The organism is Paenarthrobacter sp. 4246, assembly GCF_040546855.1.
GTDB lineage: Bacteria > Actinomycetota > Actinomycetes > Actinomycetales > Micrococcaceae > Arthrobacter.
The window spans coordinates 1-18,183 of the sequence record NZ_JBEPOP010000014.1 but is presented as its reverse complement, the minus strand read 5'-3'; the positions used below and the strand labels follow the sequence as shown (position 1 = coordinate 18,183).

The 18,183-nt window shown below is 62.7% G+C and carries 16 protein-coding genes and 1 pseudogene; 9 read left to right on the top strand and 8 right to left on the bottom strand.

The annotated features are described in order from the left end of the window. The first annotated feature begins 1 nt into the window (after nt 1). On the top strand, nt 2-1,462 hold the full coding sequence (locus ABIE35_RS20415; protein ID WP_354517719.1) for a lipase maturation factor family protein: 1,461 nt from the start codon (nt 2-4) through the stop codon (nt 1,460-1,462). On the opposite strand, the gene ABIE35_RS20410 is transcribed toward ABIE35_RS20415, so the two are convergent. Continuing rightward, entirely contained in the window at nt 1,433-2,500 is a 1,068-nt protein-coding gene (locus ABIE35_RS20410) for a LacI family DNA-binding transcriptional regulator (protein WP_354517718.1), read from the bottom strand. The two genes, ABIE35_RS20415 and ABIE35_RS20410, sit on opposite strands and share 30 nt — an antisense overlap. Before the next feature lie 282 nt (nt 2,501-2,782). On the opposite strand from ABIE35_RS20410, the gene ABIE35_RS20405 reads away from it, so the two are divergent. The 6 genes from ABIE35_RS20405 to ABIE35_RS20380 are packed head-to-tail and all read left to right on the top strand — an operon-like array spanning nt 2,783 to nt 8,982. After that, a complete protein-coding gene (locus ABIE35_RS20405) occupies nt 2,783-4,102 on the top strand; it encodes an extracellular solute-binding protein (protein WP_354517717.1) in 1,320 nt (439 codons plus the stop codon). Nucleotides 4,103-4,106: 4 nt separating this feature from the next. After that, nucleotides 4,107-5,033, top strand: a complete 927-nt coding sequence (locus ABIE35_RS20400) for a carbohydrate ABC transporter permease (RefSeq protein ID WP_502921403.1) — start codon at nt 4,107-4,109, stop codon at nt 5,031-5,033. Next, the gene (locus ABIE35_RS20395) at nt 5,033-5,932 is read left to right on the top strand and encodes a carbohydrate ABC transporter permease (RefSeq protein WP_354517716.1); all 900 of its coding nucleotides are present in this window, start codon (nt 5,033-5,035) and stop codon (nt 5,930-5,932) included. The genes ABIE35_RS20400 and ABIE35_RS20395 overlap by 1 nt, the downstream gene beginning before the upstream one ends. A 30-nt stretch (nt 5,933-5,962) precedes the next feature. Further along, nucleotides 5,963-7,183: a Gfo/Idh/MocA family protein gene (locus ABIE35_RS20390; protein ID WP_354517715.1), complete on the top strand. Its 1,221-nt coding sequence runs from the start codon at nt 5,963-5,965 to the stop codon at nt 7,181-7,183. 9 nt (nt 7,184-7,192) lie between these two features. Then, complete coding sequence (locus ABIE35_RS20385; RefSeq protein WP_354517714.1) at nt 7,193-7,894, top strand: ThuA domain-containing protein; 702 nt, start codon at nt 7,193-7,195, stop codon at nt 7,892-7,894. After that, complete coding sequence (locus ABIE35_RS20380) at nt 7,879-8,982, top strand: Gfo/Idh/MocA family protein (protein ID WP_354517713.1); 1,104 nt, start codon at nt 7,879-7,881, stop codon at nt 8,980-8,982. Before ABIE35_RS20385 ends, ABIE35_RS20380 begins: the two co-directional genes overlap by 16 nt. 65 nt (nt 8,983-9,047) lie before the next feature. On the opposite strand, the gene ABIE35_RS20375 is transcribed toward ABIE35_RS20380, so the two are convergent. The 7 genes from ABIE35_RS20375 to ABIE35_RS20345 are packed head-to-tail and all read right to left on the bottom strand — an operon-like array spanning nt 9,048 to nt 16,966. Beyond that, on the bottom strand, nt 9,048-9,917 hold the full coding sequence (locus ABIE35_RS20375) for an HpcH/HpaI aldolase/citrate lyase family protein (RefSeq protein WP_354517712.1): 870 nt from the start codon (nt 9,915-9,917) through the stop codon (nt 9,048-9,050). A gap of 46 nt (nt 9,918-9,963) precedes the next feature. Continuing rightward, nucleotides 9,964-10,449, bottom strand: coding sequence for a MaoC family dehydratase (locus tag ABIE35_RS20370; RefSeq protein WP_354517711.1), 486 nt, complete (start codon nt 10,447-10,449; stop codon nt 9,964-9,966). Beyond that, a complete protein-coding gene (locus ABIE35_RS20365) occupies nt 10,446-11,198 on the bottom strand; it encodes a CoA transferase subunit B (protein WP_337341041.1) in 753 nt (250 codons plus the stop codon). Before ABIE35_RS20365 ends, ABIE35_RS20370 begins: the two co-directional genes overlap by 4 nt. Continuing rightward, complete coding sequence (locus ABIE35_RS20360; protein WP_354517710.1) at nt 11,195-11,998, bottom strand: CoA transferase subunit A; 804 nt, start codon at nt 11,996-11,998, stop codon at nt 11,195-11,197. Before ABIE35_RS20360 ends, ABIE35_RS20365 begins: the two co-directional genes overlap by 4 nt. Nucleotides 11,999-12,018: 20 nt before the next feature. Beyond that, the gene (locus tag ABIE35_RS20355) at nt 12,019-13,182 is read right to left on the bottom strand and encodes an acyl-CoA dehydrogenase family protein (protein ID WP_354517709.1); all 1,164 of its coding nucleotides are present in this window, start codon (nt 13,180-13,182) and stop codon (nt 12,019-12,021) included. Then, nucleotides 13,179-15,353: an acetyl/propionyl/methylcrotonyl-CoA carboxylase subunit alpha gene (locus ABIE35_RS20350; protein WP_354517708.1), complete on the bottom strand. Its 2,175-nt coding sequence runs from the start codon at nt 15,351-15,353 to the stop codon at nt 13,179-13,181. The genes ABIE35_RS20355 and ABIE35_RS20350 overlap by 4 nt, the downstream gene beginning before the upstream one ends. Nucleotides 15,354-15,355: 2 nt before the next feature. After that, nucleotides 15,356-16,966: a carboxyl transferase domain-containing protein gene (locus tag ABIE35_RS20345; RefSeq protein ID WP_354517707.1), complete on the bottom strand. Its 1,611-nt coding sequence runs from the start codon at nt 16,964-16,966 to the stop codon at nt 15,356-15,358. A 140-nt stretch (nt 16,967-17,106) separates the two neighbouring features. Here ABIE35_RS20345 and ABIE35_RS20340 point away from each other — a divergent pair, with 140 nt between their 5' ends. Next, complete coding sequence (locus ABIE35_RS20340) at nt 17,107-17,739, top strand: SACE_7040 family transcriptional regulator (protein ID WP_089594350.1); 633 nt, start codon at nt 17,107-17,109, stop codon at nt 17,737-17,739. Nucleotides 17,740-17,818: 79 nt separating this feature from the next. Then, nucleotides 17,819-18,183 (top strand): annotated as a pseudogene (locus ABIE35_RS20335) (hypothetical protein); the annotation flags it as partial.

Here is an 18,183-nt window from a genome sequence, read left to right as displayed (position 1 = left end):
GGTGGAGTGGCTGTCCTGGTTTGATGCGCGGGACTATGAGTTCGCCCGGCAGGTGTTGCAGCGCGGCACGGCTGCGCTGTATCTGGTTGCCTTTCTTTCCACCATGAACCAATTTCCTGCACTCCTCGGCGAGCGCGGGCTGCTGCCGGTGCCGGCGTTCCGGGCCATGGCCCGCAGACTGGCCAGGCCCACCCTCTTCCGCTGGTATTACTCCGATGCGCTCCTGGGGTGGGTGTGCTGGACGGGGATCGGCGTCGCTGCCTTGCTCGTGATCGGTCTCCCCCAAACGGGCCCTCCATGGCTGCCCATGCTGGCATTTCTGATTCTGTGGTTCCTCTACATGTCGATCGTCAATGTCGGCCAGACGTTCTACGGCTTCGGCTGGGAGATCCTGCTTCTCGAGGCCGGGTTTACCGTGGCCTTCCTCGGCTCGGACCAGACTCCCCCGCCCACCACCATCCTGATCCTCATTGTGTGGCTGGTTTTCCGGCTTGAGTTCGGGGCGGGCATGATCAAGATCCGGGGCGGCCGCGAGTGGCGCGACATGACGGCTATGTTCTACCACCATGAGACACAGCCCATGCCGGGCCCGCTCAGCAGGCAAGCCCATCTCCTGCCGCGTCCGCTGCATAAAGTGGAAGTGGCGGGCAACCATTTCGCACAGCTGGTGGTGCCGTTTTTCCTCTTCGCGCCACAGCCCCTGGCCGGCATTGCGGCAGGCATCATCATCGCGACCCAGCTATGGCTGGTAGGCACCGGGAATTTTGCCTGGTTGAACTGGGCGGCGATCATCCTTGCCTTCGCGGCCGTCAGCGACCCCCTCGCCCACGCGTTCTTTCCGTTCATCCCGCTGGACTGGCACCCTGGCGCCGATACCCCGGTGTGGTGGCTCGCCGTCGTCGTGCTGGTGACTGTGGTGTTGCTGGTGTTGAGCTACCAGCCGCTCCTGAACCTTTTCTCCAGCCGGCAGCTGATGAATGCCAGCTTCAACCGTTGGCGTCTGGTCAACGCCTATGGGGCGTTCGGGACGGTCACCAAGCAGCGGATCGAGATCGTGGTTGAGGGCACACTGGCCGAGGAGCCGGACGCCGCGGATGAGCATTGGCTCGAGTACGGCTTCAAGGGCAAGCCCGGCGAGGTGCGGCGGCTCCCGCGGCAATGGGCGCCGTACCATCTACGCCTGGATTGGCTGATGTGGTTCCTGCCGCTGCGGACTGTGCACGAGGACTGGTTCTACGCTTTCCTCGACAAGCTGCTGGAGGCAGACAAGCCCACGCTGGGGCTTCTTCGCCATGATCCGTTCGACGGCGAACGCCCCCGTTGGGTGCGCGCACGCAGCTATCTGTACCGTTTCGCCAGCCGTGCGGAGTTCCGCGAGACCGGCGAACGCTGGGTGCGCGTGTGGCTGTATGACGCCATTGGACCCGTGCAGCTAAGCCCGCGACGCCGCCTTCTTCCGTGAGGGCACGTCCACGGGCGGTGCCGTGGATTCCCGGACAACCAGGTGTGTTGCGAGTTCCACGCGCCGGGAGTCGATGTCTTCGCCCTGCATCTGGCGAAGGATGAAGTTCAACGCCGATCGCCCTATCTCTTGTAGCGGCTGGCTCACGGAGGTGAGGGGCGGCGTGGATTCTTCAGCTTGGTAGGTACCGTCGAACCCCACCAGGCTCATTTCCTCGGGAATCCGCACGTCCTGCCTACGGGCCTCGGCCAGCACCCCCATGGCGATGCTGTCGCTCCCGGCGAAGACTGCCGTGGGCGGATCCTCCAGCGCCAACAGGGACTTGAAGGCGGCAGCCCCGGTCTCGGGCCGGAACGGGCCTGCCGATACGTATTCGTGTTCGACCGTGATGCCTGCGGCCATGAGTGCGGCCATGTAACCGTGCAGCCTGGCCTGGCTGCATTCGGCGGTGGCAGGGCCGCCGATGTACGCAATCCGCCGGTGCCCCAGTCCCAGGAGGTGAGTCGCGGCTGCTTTGCCACCGGCCCAGTTGCTGGCGCCCACACTGAACAAGTCGGCCGGCGGCGGGTTGAGGGGGTCGATCACCACAATGGGAATTTGACGCCTTTGGAAGGCCTCCAAGTGGGCTGTGCCAAAAGCTGAGGTCACCACGATCATCCCGCTGCGGCCTTCATCGACCATGCGTTGGGCCCGTTCTTCCGGTCCCAGCGGAGGCGCCGCCTGGAGACCGGTCACGGACAGGATTACCTCCATGTCGGAGACGTTTGCCTGCTCCATGATCCCCTTGAGGACCTCCATGTTGTAGGCCGAATTGAGGGAATCAAAAACCGCTTCGACAGTCCGCTGCACCGGATTGCTTTTGCGCTGGAGGGGAGATTTATAGCCCGTGCGCTGCAGTGCCGCCAGCACGCGGGCCCGGGTTGCCTGCGCTACATCCCCGCGCCCGTTGACCACTTTGGAGACCGTGGGCACGGATACCCCCACCTCCTGCGCGACGGCAGAGAGGGTCAGCTTGGAGGGTCGATCGTCGGTGCTCACAGTTTTCGCTTTCGAAAAGTTTCGGTTGCAGACAGTGTGCATCGTCGTCGGCCCACGCGTCAAGACGACTCCCATGGCCGCGGAAAATCCTGGAAATTGGCCCTTGACGGTGACGTGCCTCACGACTAGGTTTGGTGGGCACTTCCGAAAGGACCTTCGAAACATTTCGAAAAAGTCGACGGAAAGGGTGATCGAAGCTGATCCCCAACACCGCGGAGTGTGGCTTTTACACGAACAACCGGGCCATCAGCGTCGAGCCCGAAGGACGAATGGAAACTGCACATGAATAGTCTCAAGTTGCGCACCGCCGGAATGGCCGTTTCTGCAGCCGCATTGTCGATCGCACTCGTAGCCTGCGGGTCCTCGGGACCGGCCGGAACAGGAGCCTCCGGAGATTCGGCAACCATGTGGGGCCTCACCGGCGGCGACCAGCCCGTAGTCCAGGCAGCCGTGGACTCCTGGAACAAAGCACACCCCGATTCGGCCATCAAGCTCGACTTCTTCGCCAACGATGCGTACAAGACCAAAGTCCGCACCGCCGTCGGAGCAGGCCAGGGGCCCACCCTCGTCTACGGCTGGGGCGGCGGAGTCCTGAAGTCCTACGTTGATGCCGGCCAGGTGGATGACCTCACGGGATTCCTCAAGGAAAACCCGGAAGTCCAAAACCGCTACCTGCCCTCCATCCTGGAAAGCGGCGTCATCGACGGCAAGACCTACGCCCTCCCCAACAACAAAGTGCAGCCCGTAGTTCTCTACTACAACAAGGAAGTCTTCGACAAGATCGGCGCGGAGGCACCCAAGACCTGGGACGAACTCATGGCCCTGGTCCCCAAGTTCAAGGCCGCAGGCGTGGCCCCCTTCTCCTTGGGTGGGCAGTCCAAGTGGCCGGACCTCATGTGGCTCGAATACCTGGTAGACCGCATCGGCGGCCCGGAAGTGTTCGCCAACATTGCCGCCAACAAACCCGGTGCCTGGTCTGATCCCGCCGTGATCGAAGCACTGAGCAAAATCCAGGAACTGGTGGATGCAGGCGGCTTCATCAACGGGTTCTCCTCCATAGCCGCGGACAGCAACGCCGACCAGGCCCTGCTCTACACCGGCAAGGCCGCCATGATCCTGCAGGGCAGCTGGATCTACCAAGGAATGAAGAAAGACGCAGCGGACTTCGTCACCAGCGGCAAGCTCGGATACACCCCCTTCCCCACCGTCGAGGGAGGCAAGGGCGACCCTGCCAACGTTGTGGGCAACCCCACCAATTTCTGGTCGGTCTCCTCCAAGGCCACCGATGAACAGAAGAAGACGGCCCTTGAGTACGTCAAGGACGGGATGTTCACCGATGAGAACGTCCAAGGCCTCATCGACTCAGGAGCCGTACCCGTGGTTACCGGAATTGAAGACAAACTGGCGGCATCCCCTGACAAGGACTTTTTGACCTACGTTTATGGACTCGCCAAAGATGCACCGGACTTCACCCTGTCCTGGGACCAGGCCCTCAGCCCTGCGCAAGGCGATGCCATGCTGGCCAACCTGGACCAGATCTTCCTGAAGAAGATCACCCCGGAACAGTTCGCTTCCACCATGAACGCAACGATCGGAAAGTAGCCCGGTGTCGTCCACTACTGCGCACCGCCGGACCGCCCGGGCACAACTGTCCCGACGGACCCTCGAGAAGGGTCCGTCGGGGTGGCTGGCCGCCCCGGCGCTCGCGTTCTTCATGCTGTTCGCCATCCTCCCGCTCCTGGGAGTCCTGTTCCTGAGCTTTACCCGCTGGGATGGCCTGGGCGAGATCAAGCTCGACGGCCTGTCCAGCTGGAACACCGTCCTGGCCGATCCTGTGACGGGCAACGCCTTGCTGGTCACCGCCAAGATCATGTTCTTCTCCTTCATCGTCCAGGCACCCATCAGTCTCTTGTTGGGCGTCTTCACCGCAGCAAACCAGAAGTACCGTGCCGCATTGGCCGTCCTGTACTTCGTTCCGCTGTTGCTCTCCTCTGCCGCTGTGGCCATTGCCTTCAAGGCACTGCTGGACCCGAACTTCGGCCTCGGCCCCGGCTTGGGTTTGCCGTTCCTGGCGCAGGACTGGCTGGGCAACTCCGATCTGGTCCTGTTCGTGGTGGTCTTCGTCATCGCGTGGCAGTTTGTTCCGTTCCACACCCTGATCTACCAAGGCGGTGTCCGCCAGATCCCCGCTTCCCTCTACGAAGCCGCGCAGATCGACGGTGCCGGCCGCATACAGCAGTTCCTCAACATCACGCTTCCCCAACTGAAGTACACCATCATCACCTCCTCCACCCTCATGGTGGTGGGATCCCTGGCGTACTTCGACCTGGTGTTCGTGCTGACCGCGGGCGGCCCCGGCTATTCCACCAGGCTGTTGCCGCTGCACATGTACCTCACTGGCTTCAAAGCGAACGACATGGGCGCGGCGAGCGCGCTGGGAGTGATCCTGGTGGTCATCGGGCTGGCCCTGGCACTGTTTCTTCAACGACTCGGCGGCAAGAACCGCAACGCCAGCCAATTGGAAGGTGCGTAATGGCTTCCACCACACAACTCCCCACACCACCGGCAACGCTGCCCGAACCGGCGGCCGACCGCCGTCGTCCGCAGAAGATGGGCCGCTCGCGGCCCAACTTCCTCGGAGGACTGGGTGGCTGGCTCTGGCTCGCGGTCATTATTGTGCCCGTGTACTACGTGGTGATCACCAGCTTGAAGAACCAGGCAGGCTTCTTCACCTCCAATCCGCTGATGCCCCCGGCGGAACCAACGCTGGATAACTACAAGCTGGTCGTGGAGAACGAGTTCGCCAAGTACTTCACCAACAGCCTGATCGTGACGGTGGGCAGCGTGGTTCCAGCCCTCTTTGTGGCCTTCATGGCCGCGTACGCAATTGTGCGCGGCAAAGGGAAGTTCCTGAGTTGGACCAATAACGTGTTCCTCCTGGGCCTGGCCATTCCGCTGCATGCCACGATCATCCCGATCTACTGGATGATCACCAAAGCCCAAATGTACGACACCTTGCTGGCACTCATCCTGCCCTCGATTGCCTTTGCCATCCCTATTTCCGTGCTTATTCTCTCCAACTTCATGAGGGACGTACCCAACGAGCTTTTTGAGTCGATGCGGCTGGACGGCTGCTCCGACTGGGCCATGATGTGGCGCCTGGCATTGCCGATGACCAAGCCCGCTGTCATCACGGTTGGCATCTACAACGCACTGCATGTGTGGAACGGCTTCCTGTTCCCGCTGATCTTGACCCAAAGCCCGGACACACGCGTTCTGCCGTTGTCGCTCTGGACCTTCCAAGGTGAGTTCAGCGTCAACATTCCTGCAGTGCTCGCCTCGGTTGTCCTGGCCACGCTCCCGCTGCTGGTGATTTACGTCGTTGCACGGCGCCAATTGCTCAGTGGCCTGACCGCCGGCTTCAGCAGATAACTGGCTGCCGCCAGTAGAAAGGGACCACACATGAAACAGCCACAGCCCTTGCGCGTAGGCATGGTGGGCTACTCATTCATGGGAGCCGCCCACTCCCACGCCTGGCGGACCGCGCCGCGCTTCTTCGACCTGCCGCTGAGGCCTGAATTGACTGCCGTGGCTGGCCGCAACCAAGCCGGTGTCCGTGCAGCAGCCAGCAAATTTGGTTGGGACTCAGCCGAAACTGACTGGCGTCGTCTGATTGAGCGCGAAGACATCGACCTCATCGATATCTGCACGCCCGGCAACACCCACGCGGAGATCGCCATCGCCGCTCTGGAAGCGGGAAAGCATGTCCTCTGCGAGAAGCCACTGGCCAATTCCGTGGAGGAAGCGGAGAAGATGACGGCAGTGGCCCAGGCGGCAGCCGGCCGTGGGGTTCTCTCCATGTGCGGCTTCAGCTACCGCCGCACGCCTGCCCTGGCGCTGGCCAAGCGGATGGTGGACGACGGCCGGCTGGGCAACATCCGGCACGTCCGCGCACAGTATCTGCAGGACTGGCTCAGCGACGCCGATGCGCCACTGACCTGGCGGATGGACAAATCCAAGTCCGGCTCCGGATCACTGGGCGATATCGGCGCGCACAGCATCGACGCCGCGCAATGGATCACCGGCCTGAACATCAGCGGCGTCTCGGCCTTGCTGGAGACGTTCGTCGAGGAACGCCCGGTGGGCGGAGACTTTGTGGGGCTTGGTGGCCACGGCGGCGCAGATGGTCCTCGAGGGCCAGTGACGGTGGACGACGCGGCGCTGTTCACCGCCCGTTTTGAGGCCAACCACGACGACGGCGCTGACGCAGGCTCACGCGTCAATGGCGCTTCCGGCCCCATCGGCATCTTCGAAGCTACCCGGTTTGCCATGGGCCGCAAGAACGCCATGCGCCTGGAACTGAACGGCACGAAGGGGTCGCTGGCCTTCGATTTCGAGGACATGAACTCCCTGCAGTTTTACGATGCCGCCTTGGAACCTGACGCGGGCTTCCGAAAAATCATGGTCACCGAACCTTCCCACCCCTATGTCGGCAACTGGTGGCCCACCGGCCACGGGCTGGGATACGAGCACGGCTTCACGCATCAGGTGGTGGACCTCGTGACCGCCATCAGCGCAGGCGAGCAGCCGTCGCCGTCGTTCGCTGACGCTTTGCAGGTCCAAAAGGTTCTGGCCGCAGTCGAGGCGAGCGCGGATAACTCAAGCCGCTGGCAGAAAGTCTGAAAGGAAAACATGACAAGCGAGAACAAAGCAGCGTTGGTGGTTCGAGGCGGCTGGGACGGCCACCAACCGGTGGAAGCCACCGAACTGTTCATTCCCTTCCTCAGGGACAATGGCTACGACGTGCGGGTGGAAGAATCCCCTAAGATCTATGCCGACTCCGAGTACATGGCGGGCGTGGACCTCATAGTGCAATGCATGACCATGACGACCATCGAGAAGCACGAATTCGAGGGTCTCCGCGCTGCCGTCGAAAACGGTACGGGCCTTGCCGGCTGGCACGGGGGCATCGCCGATTCCTACCGCAACAACTCGGACTACCTGCACCTGATCGGCGGGCAGTTTGCCTGCCACCCCGGCAAGCACGCGGACCAGCGGATCGGCGAGCAGTCGGATAACTACGTCCCTTACACCGTGAACATGTTGCCCACTGCGGCCGATCACCCCATTACGCAGGGAATCAGCGACTTCGACCTCGTCACGGAGCAGTACTGGGTCCTGTCCGACGACTACATTGACGTCCTGGCCACCACCACGCAAAAAGTTCGGGACTGGGATCCTTGGAACCGTGAGGTCACCTCGCCTGCCATCTGGACCCGTCAGTGGGGTGAAGGCAGAATCTTCGTCTGCACTCCCGGCCACCGCGTGGAAATCCTCCAGGACAGCAACGTCCGTACGATCGTTGAAAGGGGCATGCTGTGGGCAAGCCGCTGAACGTTGGAGTGATTGGCTGTGGCGCCATCATCTCCCAGTACCTGACCAACTTCCGTCGGCTCGATTCCATCAACCTGGTGGCCGTCGCAGACCTGGACCCGGCGAGGGCACAGGCCGTCGCCGACTCATACGAGGGCGTCCGGGCACTGACCGTGGACGGACTCCTCGCCGCCGATGACGTGGATCTGGTCCTGAACCTGACCATCCCTGCGGCCCACGCCGACATCGCGCTGAAAGCCATCGCCGCCGGCAAATCCGTTTACGGCGAGAAGCCACTGGCTGCCACCACGGCGGAGGCCCGGGACGTCCTGTCCGCTGCCGCAGCGGCTGGAGTTGCTGTGGGCTGCGCTCCTGACACCGTGTTGGGAACGGGGATCCAGACCGCCCGCAAGGCAATCGACGACGGCCTGATCGGAGCGCCTGTTTCCGCAACGGCCACGATGGCAACTCCGGGGCACGAGCGCTGGCATCCCAACCCCGACTTCTATTACCAGCCCGGCGGTGGTCCCTTGCTGGACATGGGGCCTTACTACGTCTCGGCCCTGGTCACGCTGTTGGGCCCCGTGGTGTCGGTGGTGGGGGCTGCCAGCCATACCCGGAACGAACGCACCATCGGTTCGGGCCCGCGGCAGGGACAGACGGTGCCAGTGGACATTGACTCGCATGTCACCGGCGTTCTTGTCCATGCATCCGGCGCCTTGTCCACCCTGTTCATGAGTTTTGACGCCGTCAAGACCAAGAGCCCCAACATAGAGATCCACGGGGAAAAGGGGTCGCTGATCGTCCCGGACCCCAACCACTTCGACGGCGATGTACAGCTTTTCGCGCTGGGTGCCGAGGACTGGGAGACGCTCCCCGTTTCGGCCGGCTACGTGGACTCGGGCCGTGGCTTCGGAATCGCCGACCTCGCAGCGACCCCTGCGGGCCAGGAACCGCGTGCGGGCGGACAACTGGCCTTCCACGCGCTGGAAGTCATGGAATCGGTGCTTGAATCCGCCAAGAGCGGGCAGGCGGTGGCCATCACGAGCACTGCCGCGCGGCCGGCGGTAGTTGAACTCTCGGAAATCACGACGTCGGTACTCACCTAACGCTCCGCACACCCGCCGAGTTGCCAGTTGGTGCCCATGTTTCCGCGAAACATGGGCATCAACTGTCAGTTCGTTGGACGGACTGTCCCTGGGACGGGCTGCTTTGCCCGGCGGAGTGTCGCTTGGGCGTGCTTGAGGATGGGCCCGTCGATCATCTTTCCCTTGAACTGGAACACCCCCGTGCCTGCCGCTGCCGCTGCTTCCAGGAGCTCACTGGCTTCGGCCACCACTTCTGCGGAGGGAGCATAGGCCCCACGAACTACTGCCACTTGGTTGGGGTGGATGCAGGCCTTGGCGCCAAAACCGCTGGCTACGGCGTCGTGGGATTCTGCCGACAGTCCGTCAAGATCCGGGATGTTCACGTATACGGAGTCGATGGCTTCCTTTCCCGCAGCCTTTGCGGCAAGCAGGACCGCGGACCGTGAGTGCAGCGCGACAGCCCGGTACCCGCCGTCGTCGTTCCTGCTGGAGAGGCCACCGAGTGACGCCAGCAAGTCCTCGGCACCCCACATGAGCCCCACGACGTTGGGCTCGGCGGCGATAGCTGAGGCGTTGACGATGCCCGCCGCGGTTTCGCATAGGGCAATGACCTGATAGCCGGCCAAGGCCTTGAGCTGCTCCGCGCTCTCCGCCTTGGCCAGCATGACCGTCCGGTAGGGCGTCTTGGCCAGGGCTTCAAGGTCGAGCTCGAACTCGGGCGTCCCCACCGGGTTGACCCGCACAATGGTTCGGCCTGGTTCCAGTCCCCCGGTACCGGACTGCTCAAGTATCGCTTCGCGTGCCTGCAGCTTGTCCGCAGGAGCTACGGCATCTTCCAGGTCCAGGATGACGGCGTCGGAACGATCAGCGGCCTTACTGAATCGCTCAGGGCGGTCGGCGGGGCAGAACAAGAGGGCCGGACCCATGGTGAAAGGAGTCGCGTCATAAGAAAGCATGGAGGTCCTTGCTGCTGGTGTCCTACAGAGAGTTGGAAATGGTGGGTCAGGATTGCGCGGCGTGCGCTTCCTTCGTCCACATCAGGCACGTCCGGGTGGCCAGCGCCACCACCGCCCCATCCTGGTTACGGCCAGTGTGCTGCATGGTCACCACGCCTTGACCGGGTCGGGAGGTCGACAACCTCTTTCCTGTGATCACCGTTTCCGTGTACAGGGTATCTCCGTGATACAGCGGGTGCGGAAAGGTGACATCGGTCAGCCCCAGTTGCGCGATGATGGTGCCCTGGGTCAGCTGGGTCACCGACTGCCCCACCATGGTGGACAAGGTGAACATGGAGTTCATGAGCCGCTGCCCGAAAGGCTGGGTTGAGCTCCACGCCGCGTCCAGGTGCAGCGCCTGGGTATTCATGGTCATGGTGGTGAACAGGACGTTGTCCGCTTCAGTAACGGTCCGCCCGGGCTTATGGGCGTAGATCACGCCCTCTTCGAGTTCGTCGAAGTACAGCCCCCGCTGCTCAACAACCCGGGTCATACGGTGAGCTCCTGGTCTTCCTCGAACAGGTCGGCCCCGGTTGCTGCGAGGACGTCCTCAAGAGTGACATTGGGGGCCAGTTCACGAAGGACCAGTCGCGGGTCCCCTTGGTCCTTGACGACGTCGATGACGGCCAGGTCGGTGATGATCCGGTCTACGCACCCTTTACCCGTCAAGGGCAGCGTGCAGTCCTGAACAATTTTCGGTCGGCCGCTGCGGTCCACGTGCTCCATCATGACGATGACCTTCTTGGCACCGAACACCAGGTCCATGGCGCCACCCATGCCCTTTACCATCTTGCCGGGAACCATCCAGTTGGCGAGGTCCCCGTTGGCAGCCACCTCCATGGCACCCAGCACAGCGACGTCCACGTGCCCGCCGCGGATCATGCCGAAGGACGCCGCCGAATCGAAGAACGCGGCCCCCGCATTCGTGGTGACCGTTTCCTTGCCCGCGTTGATGAGGTCCGGATCAATTTTGTCCTCGGCAGGGTAAGGACCGACGCCCAGGATCCCATTCTCGGAGTGAAGGATGACCTCCACACCGTCAGGGATGTAATTGGGGATCAGGGTGGGCATCCCGATTCCCAGGTTCACGTATTGGCCGTTGGTGAGCTCCTTGGCTACGCGGGCGGCCAGTTCGTTGCGGGTCCAGCCTTTGGCCTCGTGATGTTCGACGTCGGCGCGACGGTACTCGTGCCGGACGGCTTCCGGGCGGGGCGGAATGTCGTGGAACGTGTTGTCGGTCATCGTTCCGCTCCTGTCTGGCTTGTGACCGCTTGGTTTGTGCCCGTACCGGGGGTCAGCGCCACGGTCCGCTTTTCGATCCGCTTCTCGCTGGAGGTCGCCAGCACCACCCGTTGGACGAAGATTCCCGGCGTATGAATATGCTCAGGGTCAAGCTCGCCGGGTTCCACCAGCTCCTCCACTTCGGCAATGGTGGTCTTTGCCGCCATGGCACAGAGCGGGTTGAAGTTCATGGCCGTTGCATGGAACACCAAGTTGCCGTGCCGGTCACCCTTCCATGCGTGAACCAAACCGAAATCCGGCGTCAGGGACTCCTCCAGGACGTAATCGGCGCCATTGAAGGTGCGGACTTCCTTAGGGGACGAGGCCAGCGCAACGTTCCCTTCGGCGTCGTACTTTTGCGGAAGCCCACCCTCCGACACCTGGGTTCCCACACCGGCCTTGGTGTAGAAGGCCGGGATACCTGCGCCACCGGCGCGGAGCTTCTCCGCCAAAGTTCCCTGCGGGGTGAGGACTACTTCCAGCTCCCCCGCCAGGTACTGGCGGGCAAATTCCTTGTTCTCTCCCACGTACGAGCTAATGGTGCGGCGGATGCGGCCGTCCTTCAGGAGAATGCCCAGGCCCCAGTCGTCCACGCCACAGTTGTTGCTGACAGTCTCAAGACCAGTGGTGCCTTGGCTGTGAAGGGCCTCGATCAGGGAGACGGGAATACCGCAGAGTCCGAACCCTCCCACAGCCAAAGACGCGCCGTCCGGAATGTCCTTCACCGCTTCCGCGGCGCTGGCAACAACCTTGTCAATCATCCTTGATCCTTCCCGTACGGTTACAGACCCAGCTCGCGCGCGATCAGCATCAACTGGACCTCGGTGGTGCCTTCCCCGATTTCTAGGATTTTGGAATCCCGGTAATGACGTGCCACCGTGAATTCGTTGATGAAACCATAGCCGCCGAACACCTGGGTGGCGTCCCGCGCGTTGTCCATGGCTGCCTCGCCTGCGACCATCTTAGCTATGGCAGCTTCGGTCTTGAACGGCTTCCCTGCCAGCATTCGGGAGGCGGCATCGTAGTAGGCAAGGCGGGCGGTGTGGGCCCTGGCCTGCATCCGGGCGATCTTGAACTGGATGGCCTGGTACTTGCCGATGTTCTGTCCGAAGGCGCTGCGTTCCTTGGCATACTTCACGGACAAGTCCACGCACCCCTGGGCTGCACCGGTAGCCAGAGCGGCAATGGCGATACGGCCCTCGTCAAGGATGGAAAGAAAGTTGGCATAGCCCCGGCCGCGCTCACCCAGAAGGTTGGCTTCAGGAACGTGGACATTGTCCAGAGTGAGCGGATGCGTATCCGAAGCGTTCCAGCCCACCTTGTTGTACGGCTTTTCCGCCCTGAAACCGGGCGTGTCCGTTGGCACCAGGATGGTGGAGATCTCCTTCTTGGTGCTGCCATCCGTGTTCTGTTTCTGGCCCGTGACTGCCGTGACCGTCACCAGGGTGGTGATGTCCGTGCCGGAGTTGGTGATGAACTCCTTGTTGCCGTTGATAACCCACTCGCCGTTTTCCAGGTGGGCGTTGGTTTTGGTGCCGCCCGCATCCGACCCTGCTTCGCGCTCGGTCAGGCCGAACCCGGCCAGGGAACGTCCCGACGCCAATTGCGGCAGCCATTCTTCTTTCTGCGCGTCCGTTCCGAATCGGTACACGGGCATGGCGCCCAGCGAGACACCGGCTTCCAAGGTGATGGCCACCGACTGGTCCACCCGTCCCAGCTGCTCCAATGCCAGTGCGAGGGCGAAATAGTCGCCACCCATTCCGCCGAATTCCTCGGGGAACGGCAGGCCGAACAGGCCCATCTCCCCCATCTGCTTTACAACCTCATAGGGAAAGCTGTGCTCTTCGTCATGCTTGGCGGACACGGGTGCGACAACCTCGTCGGCGAACTCGCGGACGGAGTCGCTGAGGTCCTGGTACTCCTCATTGAGTTCAAAAGTGCTCATGGCCGGATTTCCTTGTCTGTGCTTGTGGTCTCTGCGTCCACGTGAATGGTGGCGAGCACTTGGTCGGCCTTGACCAGGTCGCCGGGTTTGCTGGTGAGGTGGACGGTTCCAGCGACGGACGCCACCAGGTGATGCTCCATCTTCATGGCCTCGACGGCCAGGAGCACCTGGCCTTCTTCCACCGTCTCGCCATCGGCTACCGACACCGACACCACCGTTCCGGGCATCGGCGAGCGCACTTCCGGGTCCGCTGCCCCTTCGTCGCGCTGTATGCCCGCAAGCATCCGCCGCAGGCGCTCGGCACGGTTCAGGACCTCGAGCCGGCAGGACCAGCCATCGGTGCCGATGTAGATTTCGCGGATACTGCCCAGCTGACTAACGCCGTTCTGCCCGCGTGGGTCCACGCCAACCGCGTAGGTGACAAGGCCGCCGTCGAACTCCAGGGCAATCCCGTCCACGCTGCGGTCCGCTAGCCGGACGTTAATCGGCGGCCCGCCGTCGATGCTTGCCGTGACGGTACCGTCCACTTCGGTGACGGACACCGTGGCAAAGCTGCCTCCGGGAGTCCCCAACGTGGCGGTCCAGGCGCCCCGGGCACCAATACGCCAGGAGTCCGGCGTTGCCCAGGCGTCCCCCGCCGGCGTCGATCCTGTGCGCTCCAGCCACAGCGTGAGCGCGGCAGCGATCAGTTCGTCGGAACCGGCGTGACGGAAGGACATCGACGGAAGTTTGCGCTCGATCAACCCGGTATCCAACTGCCCGGCGCGGACCTGGGAATCGTTGATCAACAACCGCAGATACTCGACGTTCGTATCCACGCCAAGCAGCGTGTACCGGCCCAGGGCAGCGTCAAGGGTATCCAGCGCCGCCGACCTGTCCTCACCCCATGCGATGACCTTGGCCAGCATGGGATCGTAGTCCCCTGTGATCTTCAGGTTCCTGCGCATGGCCGAATCAATCCGGACATTTGCCTGCGCCGTTTGCCGGCCCGAAACGGTTGCATCCGAGGGGCCGTGCTCTGAGAGCGCCACGATCCGACCCATCGATGGCATGAAGTTCCGCTCCGGCACCTCGGCGTAGACGCGCGCCTCCACGGCGTGGCCTTGAAGAACGACGTCGGACTGCGCCACGGTGAGCACCTCACCAGCGGCGATCCTCACCTGCCATTCAACGAGGTCGATGCCAGTGACCATCTCAGTGACGGGATGCTCCACCTGCAGGCGGGTGTTCATCTCCATGAAAAAGAACTCGTCGGGGTGTTCGTCGGACACCAGGAATTCGACAGTACCGGCACCGCTGTAGTTGACCGAACGTGCCGCGTTGCAGGCCGCCTCGCCAATGCGGGCCCGCTGCTCCGCGGCGTCGGGCAGAGACTCAAAAAGGGCCGACGGCGCTTCTTCGATGACCTTCTGGTGGCGTCGCTGGAGTGAGCACTCGCGCTCTCCGAGGTGGATCACATTCCCGTGGTTGTCTGCCAGCACCTGGACCTCGATGTGCCGGGGCGTGCTGATGAGCCGTTCCAGGAAAAGGGTGTCGTCGCCAAATGCGGATGCTGCCACGCGCCTCGCTGTTACGAGCGTGGACGCCATGTCCTCAGCCCGTTCCACCACGTGCATGCCCTTGCCGCCACCACCTGCGGACGGTTTGATCAGCAGGGGGAAACCTACGGCCGCTGCGGCGTCGATCAGTTCCTGATCGCTAAGTCCTGGTTGTGCGATGCCGGGAACGCAGGGAACACCGTAGGTCATGACGTGGTTCTTGGAACGGATCTTGTCGCCCATGACGTCTATGGCATTGATGCCCGGCCCAATGAACGTGATTCCTGCGGCATCAAGCGCCTTGGCGAACTGCACATTCTCCGACAAGAACCCGTAGCCCGGGTGGACCGCTTCAGCTCCGGTGCGGCGGCATGCGTCGATGATGGCATCGATCTTCAAGTAGCTTTCGGCTGGTGCCGTGCCACCGATGGCGACGGCGGTATCGGCGAGGGCCACATGCCTGGCATCCTTGTCAGCGTCCGAGTACACAGCGACGGAGCGGATGCCCATCTCCCTCAGTGTCTGGATGACGCGGCAGGCGATCTCTCCGCGGTTGGCAACGAGGACGGCGCTGAAGGTTCGGGCAGCGACGGCCGGGGCGGGTGGGGCTGTGGTTGTTGTGGGCAGCGTCATGGTCACATCCTGAAGAGGCCGAAGGAGGTCTCGGGCAGTTGTTGGCGGGAGACAACGTCCAAGGCCATCCCCAGGACGCGCCGAGTGTCAGCGGGGTCGATGATGCCGTCGTCCCACAGCCTTGCGGTGGAGTAATAGGGGCTTCCTTGTTCTTCGTATTGCTGCTTAATAGGGGCTTTGAAGGCTTCCTCATCCTCAACAGACCATTCCTGGCCGGAGGCCTCGTACTGATCCCTTTTGACCGTTGCCAGCACGCTCGACGCTTGATTTCCGCCCATCACGGAGATCCTCGCGGCCGGCCACATCCAGAGGAACCGCGGCGAATACGCGCGGCCGCACATGGAATAGTTACCCGCGCCGAAGGAACCACCGATGACCACCGTCAGCTTGGGTACCCGGGCTGTAGCCACTGCGGTGACCATTTTGGCGCCGTTCTTGGCGATGCCGCCTTGCTCGTAGTCCTTGCCCACCATGAAGCCGGAGAGGTTCTGCAGGAAGATCAGCGGGATGCCGCGCTGATCGCAGAGCTCGATGAAGTGGGCGCCTTTGAGCGAGGATTCGCTGAAGAGGACGCCGTTGTTGGCCACGATGCCTACGGGATGCCCGTGGAGGTGCGCGAATCCAGTCACTAGCGTGGTGCCGTAGTTCTTTTTGAACTCGTGGAATTCGGAAGCGTCCACGAGCCTCGCGATGACTTCGCGGACGTCGTACTGGGCGTTGACGTCCGTGGGAACCACACCGTAGATCCCGGAAGGATCGACGACGGGCGGCAGGACGACGTCGGACATATCCCATGCCCGCTGTGCCGGCTTAGGTAACGTCGCCACGATGTCCCGAACGATCTCCAGCGCGTGCTGGTCGTTCTCGGCCAGGTGGTCGGTGACCCCGGAAATCCTTGAATGGACGTCCCCGCCGCCCAACTCCTCGGCCGTGACAATCTCGCCAATAGCGGCTTTGACCAGCGGCGGGCCACCCAGGAAGATAGTGCCCTGATTCCGGACAATGACCGTCTCATCGCTCATGGCGGGTACATAGGCGCCGCCGGCCGTGCACGACCCCATGACGGAGGCAATCTGCGGGATTTTGGCCGCGGACATCCTGGCCTGGTTATAGAAGATCCGACCGAAGTGCTCCTTGTCGGGGAAGACCTCGTCCTGCTTGGGCAGGAAGGCTCCCCCGGAATCCACGAGGTAGATGCACGGGAGCTTGTTCTCCAAGGCGATTTCCTGGGCCCGCAGGTGCTTTTTGACCGTCATGGGATAGTAGGTGCCGCCCTTGACTGTGGCGTCGTTGGAGATCACCAGGACATGGCGTCCATGGACCAATCCGATGCCGGCAATAACCCCGGCGCCCGGGCAATCGTCGTTGTACATGCCATTGGCAGCCAACGGTGCGATCTCAAGGAACGGGCTGCCGTCATCCAGCAAGTAGTCGATGCGTTCCCGCGGGAGAAGCTTTCCCCGGGCGATGTGCCGCTCACGCGACGTGGCCGGGCCGCCGAGGGCCGCCGTCGCCAGGCGTTCCTTCAGTTCTGCCACCAAGGCCAGTTGCGCCTCCTGGTTGACTTCAAAGGTGCCGCCGGCGGTTCCCATCAGGCTGGCAATTGTCTCCATTGACCCCTGTTCCATTCCCGGCCACAGGCCATTTCGGTTAGTGCCGCGTAACTGAAATTTAGGTTAGTCTTTATTAACTGTGATGTCCAGCACAGCCGATCCCGCGAGTATCGGGTCCGCCCTGGCGCCAAGGAGGAAAAGTGACCGGAGGTCCGGAAGCAAGCAACAACGGCACCCGTGCCGCCGCCACGCAACGTGGGCAGGCCAAGGAAGTCCGACGACTTGCGTTGTTGTCCGCTGCCGCCGGACTTTTTGCGGAGAACGGTTTTACCCGCGTATCGCTCGAGGATCTCGGCGCCGCAGCGGGCGTCAGTGGACCCGCCGTCTACAGGCACTTTCCCGGCAAGCAAGCAGTCCTCGGCGAACTTCTCCTCAGCGTCAGCAGGGACTTGCTGGATGGTGGATCACGGGTGGTCTCAGAGTCGGACGATCCCCTGACCGCCCTGAACGGCCTTATCCAGTTCCAGGTTGACTTCGCGCTCAGCAATCCCGACGTCATCCGCGTCCAGGACCGCGACTTCGGAAGTCTCAGCGACGCCGACCAAGCGGAAGTCAGGTCCCTCCAGCGGAGTTACGTTGAAACCTGGGTGGACGTCCTTGCCCGTATCCATACGGACGCCGATGTCCCCGGCCTCCGCGTCCGGGCGCACGCAGCCTTTGGTTTGATCAACTCCACACCCCACTCAGTGCGCCACCACGGCAGGAAAATTGCCGCCAAGTCAGCCAGGCCCATCCTGGAACAGATGGCGTTGGCTGCTCTCACCTCGGCATAACTGTCTTATTTTCTTGGGCGGCTGGGGCCGTCTTCCATTGTCAGCTAAAACTGTCGTACCCCCCTGACAGGATGTTTTTATGGAAGAAACAGGGCAGTCGAGAGCACTGAGGGTGGAATCGTCCCCTGCTGTCGCTGCCCTTGCCGCTGTCCGGTCACGGCGTTTCTTGAGCATGCCGGACTTGCTGAGGGCCGGGTTCAGGGATTCGACGGCGCCCGTCACCTGGAGCGGCGGCTTCCACGGTGCTGGGCTGCTCAACAGCAAGGCCAAGTCCGCCCCGGCTTCATCGCTCACGGGCCCCGCCCTGGCCCACGATGCGGCCCAAAGCACAAGACCGGACCCTGAAGCGCAGCGGAATGCCCAGACCGGCCATGCCTCAGAGTCTGCTCAGCCAGTCCAACCTTTCGACACCCAGCGCCCTGATCCCAAGGCAGCTGGCGAGCC

Bases quoted from the DNA above. Each gene is read 5' to 3' on its own strand.
- ABIE35_RS20395 (WP_354517716.1), top strand. From the start codon at position 5,033: ATGGCTTCCACCACACAACTCCCCACACCACCGGCAACGCTGCCCGAA.
- ABIE35_RS20355 (WP_354517709.1), bottom strand. From the start codon at position 13,182: ATGAGCACTTTTGAACTCAATGAGGAGTACCAGGACCTCAGCGACTCC.
- ABIE35_RS20365 (WP_337341041.1), bottom strand. From the start codon at position 11,198: ATGACCGACAACACGTTCCACGACATTCCGCCCCGCCCGGAAGCCGTC.
- ABIE35_RS20360 (WP_354517710.1), bottom strand. From the start codon at position 11,998: ATGATTGACAAGGTTGTTGCCAGCGCCGCGGAAGCGGTGAAGGACATT.
- ABIE35_RS20370 (WP_354517711.1), bottom strand. From the start codon at position 10,449: ATGACCCGGGTTGTTGAGCAGCGGGGGCTGTACTTCGACGAACTCGAA.
- ABIE35_RS20390 (WP_354517715.1), top strand. From the start codon at position 5,963: ATGAAACAGCCACAGCCCTTGCGCGTAGGCATGGTGGGCTACTCATTC.
- ABIE35_RS20385 (WP_354517714.1), top strand. From the start codon at position 7,193: ATGACAAGCGAGAACAAAGCAGCGTTGGTGGTTCGAGGCGGCTGGGAC.
- ABIE35_RS20350 (WP_354517708.1), bottom strand. From the start codon at position 15,353: ATGACGCTGCCCACAACAACCACAGCCCCACCCGCCCCGGCCGTCGCT.
- ABIE35_RS20345 (WP_354517707.1), bottom strand. From the start codon at position 16,966: ATGGAGACAATTGCCAGCCTGATGGGAACCGCCGGCGGCACCTTTGAA.
- ABIE35_RS20405 (WP_354517717.1), top strand. From the start codon at position 2,783: ATGAATAGTCTCAAGTTGCGCACCGCCGGAATGGCCGTTTCTGCAGCC.
- ABIE35_RS20375 (WP_354517712.1), bottom strand. From the start codon at position 9,917: ATGCTTTCTTATGACGCGACTCCTTTCACCATGGGTCCGGCCCTCTTG.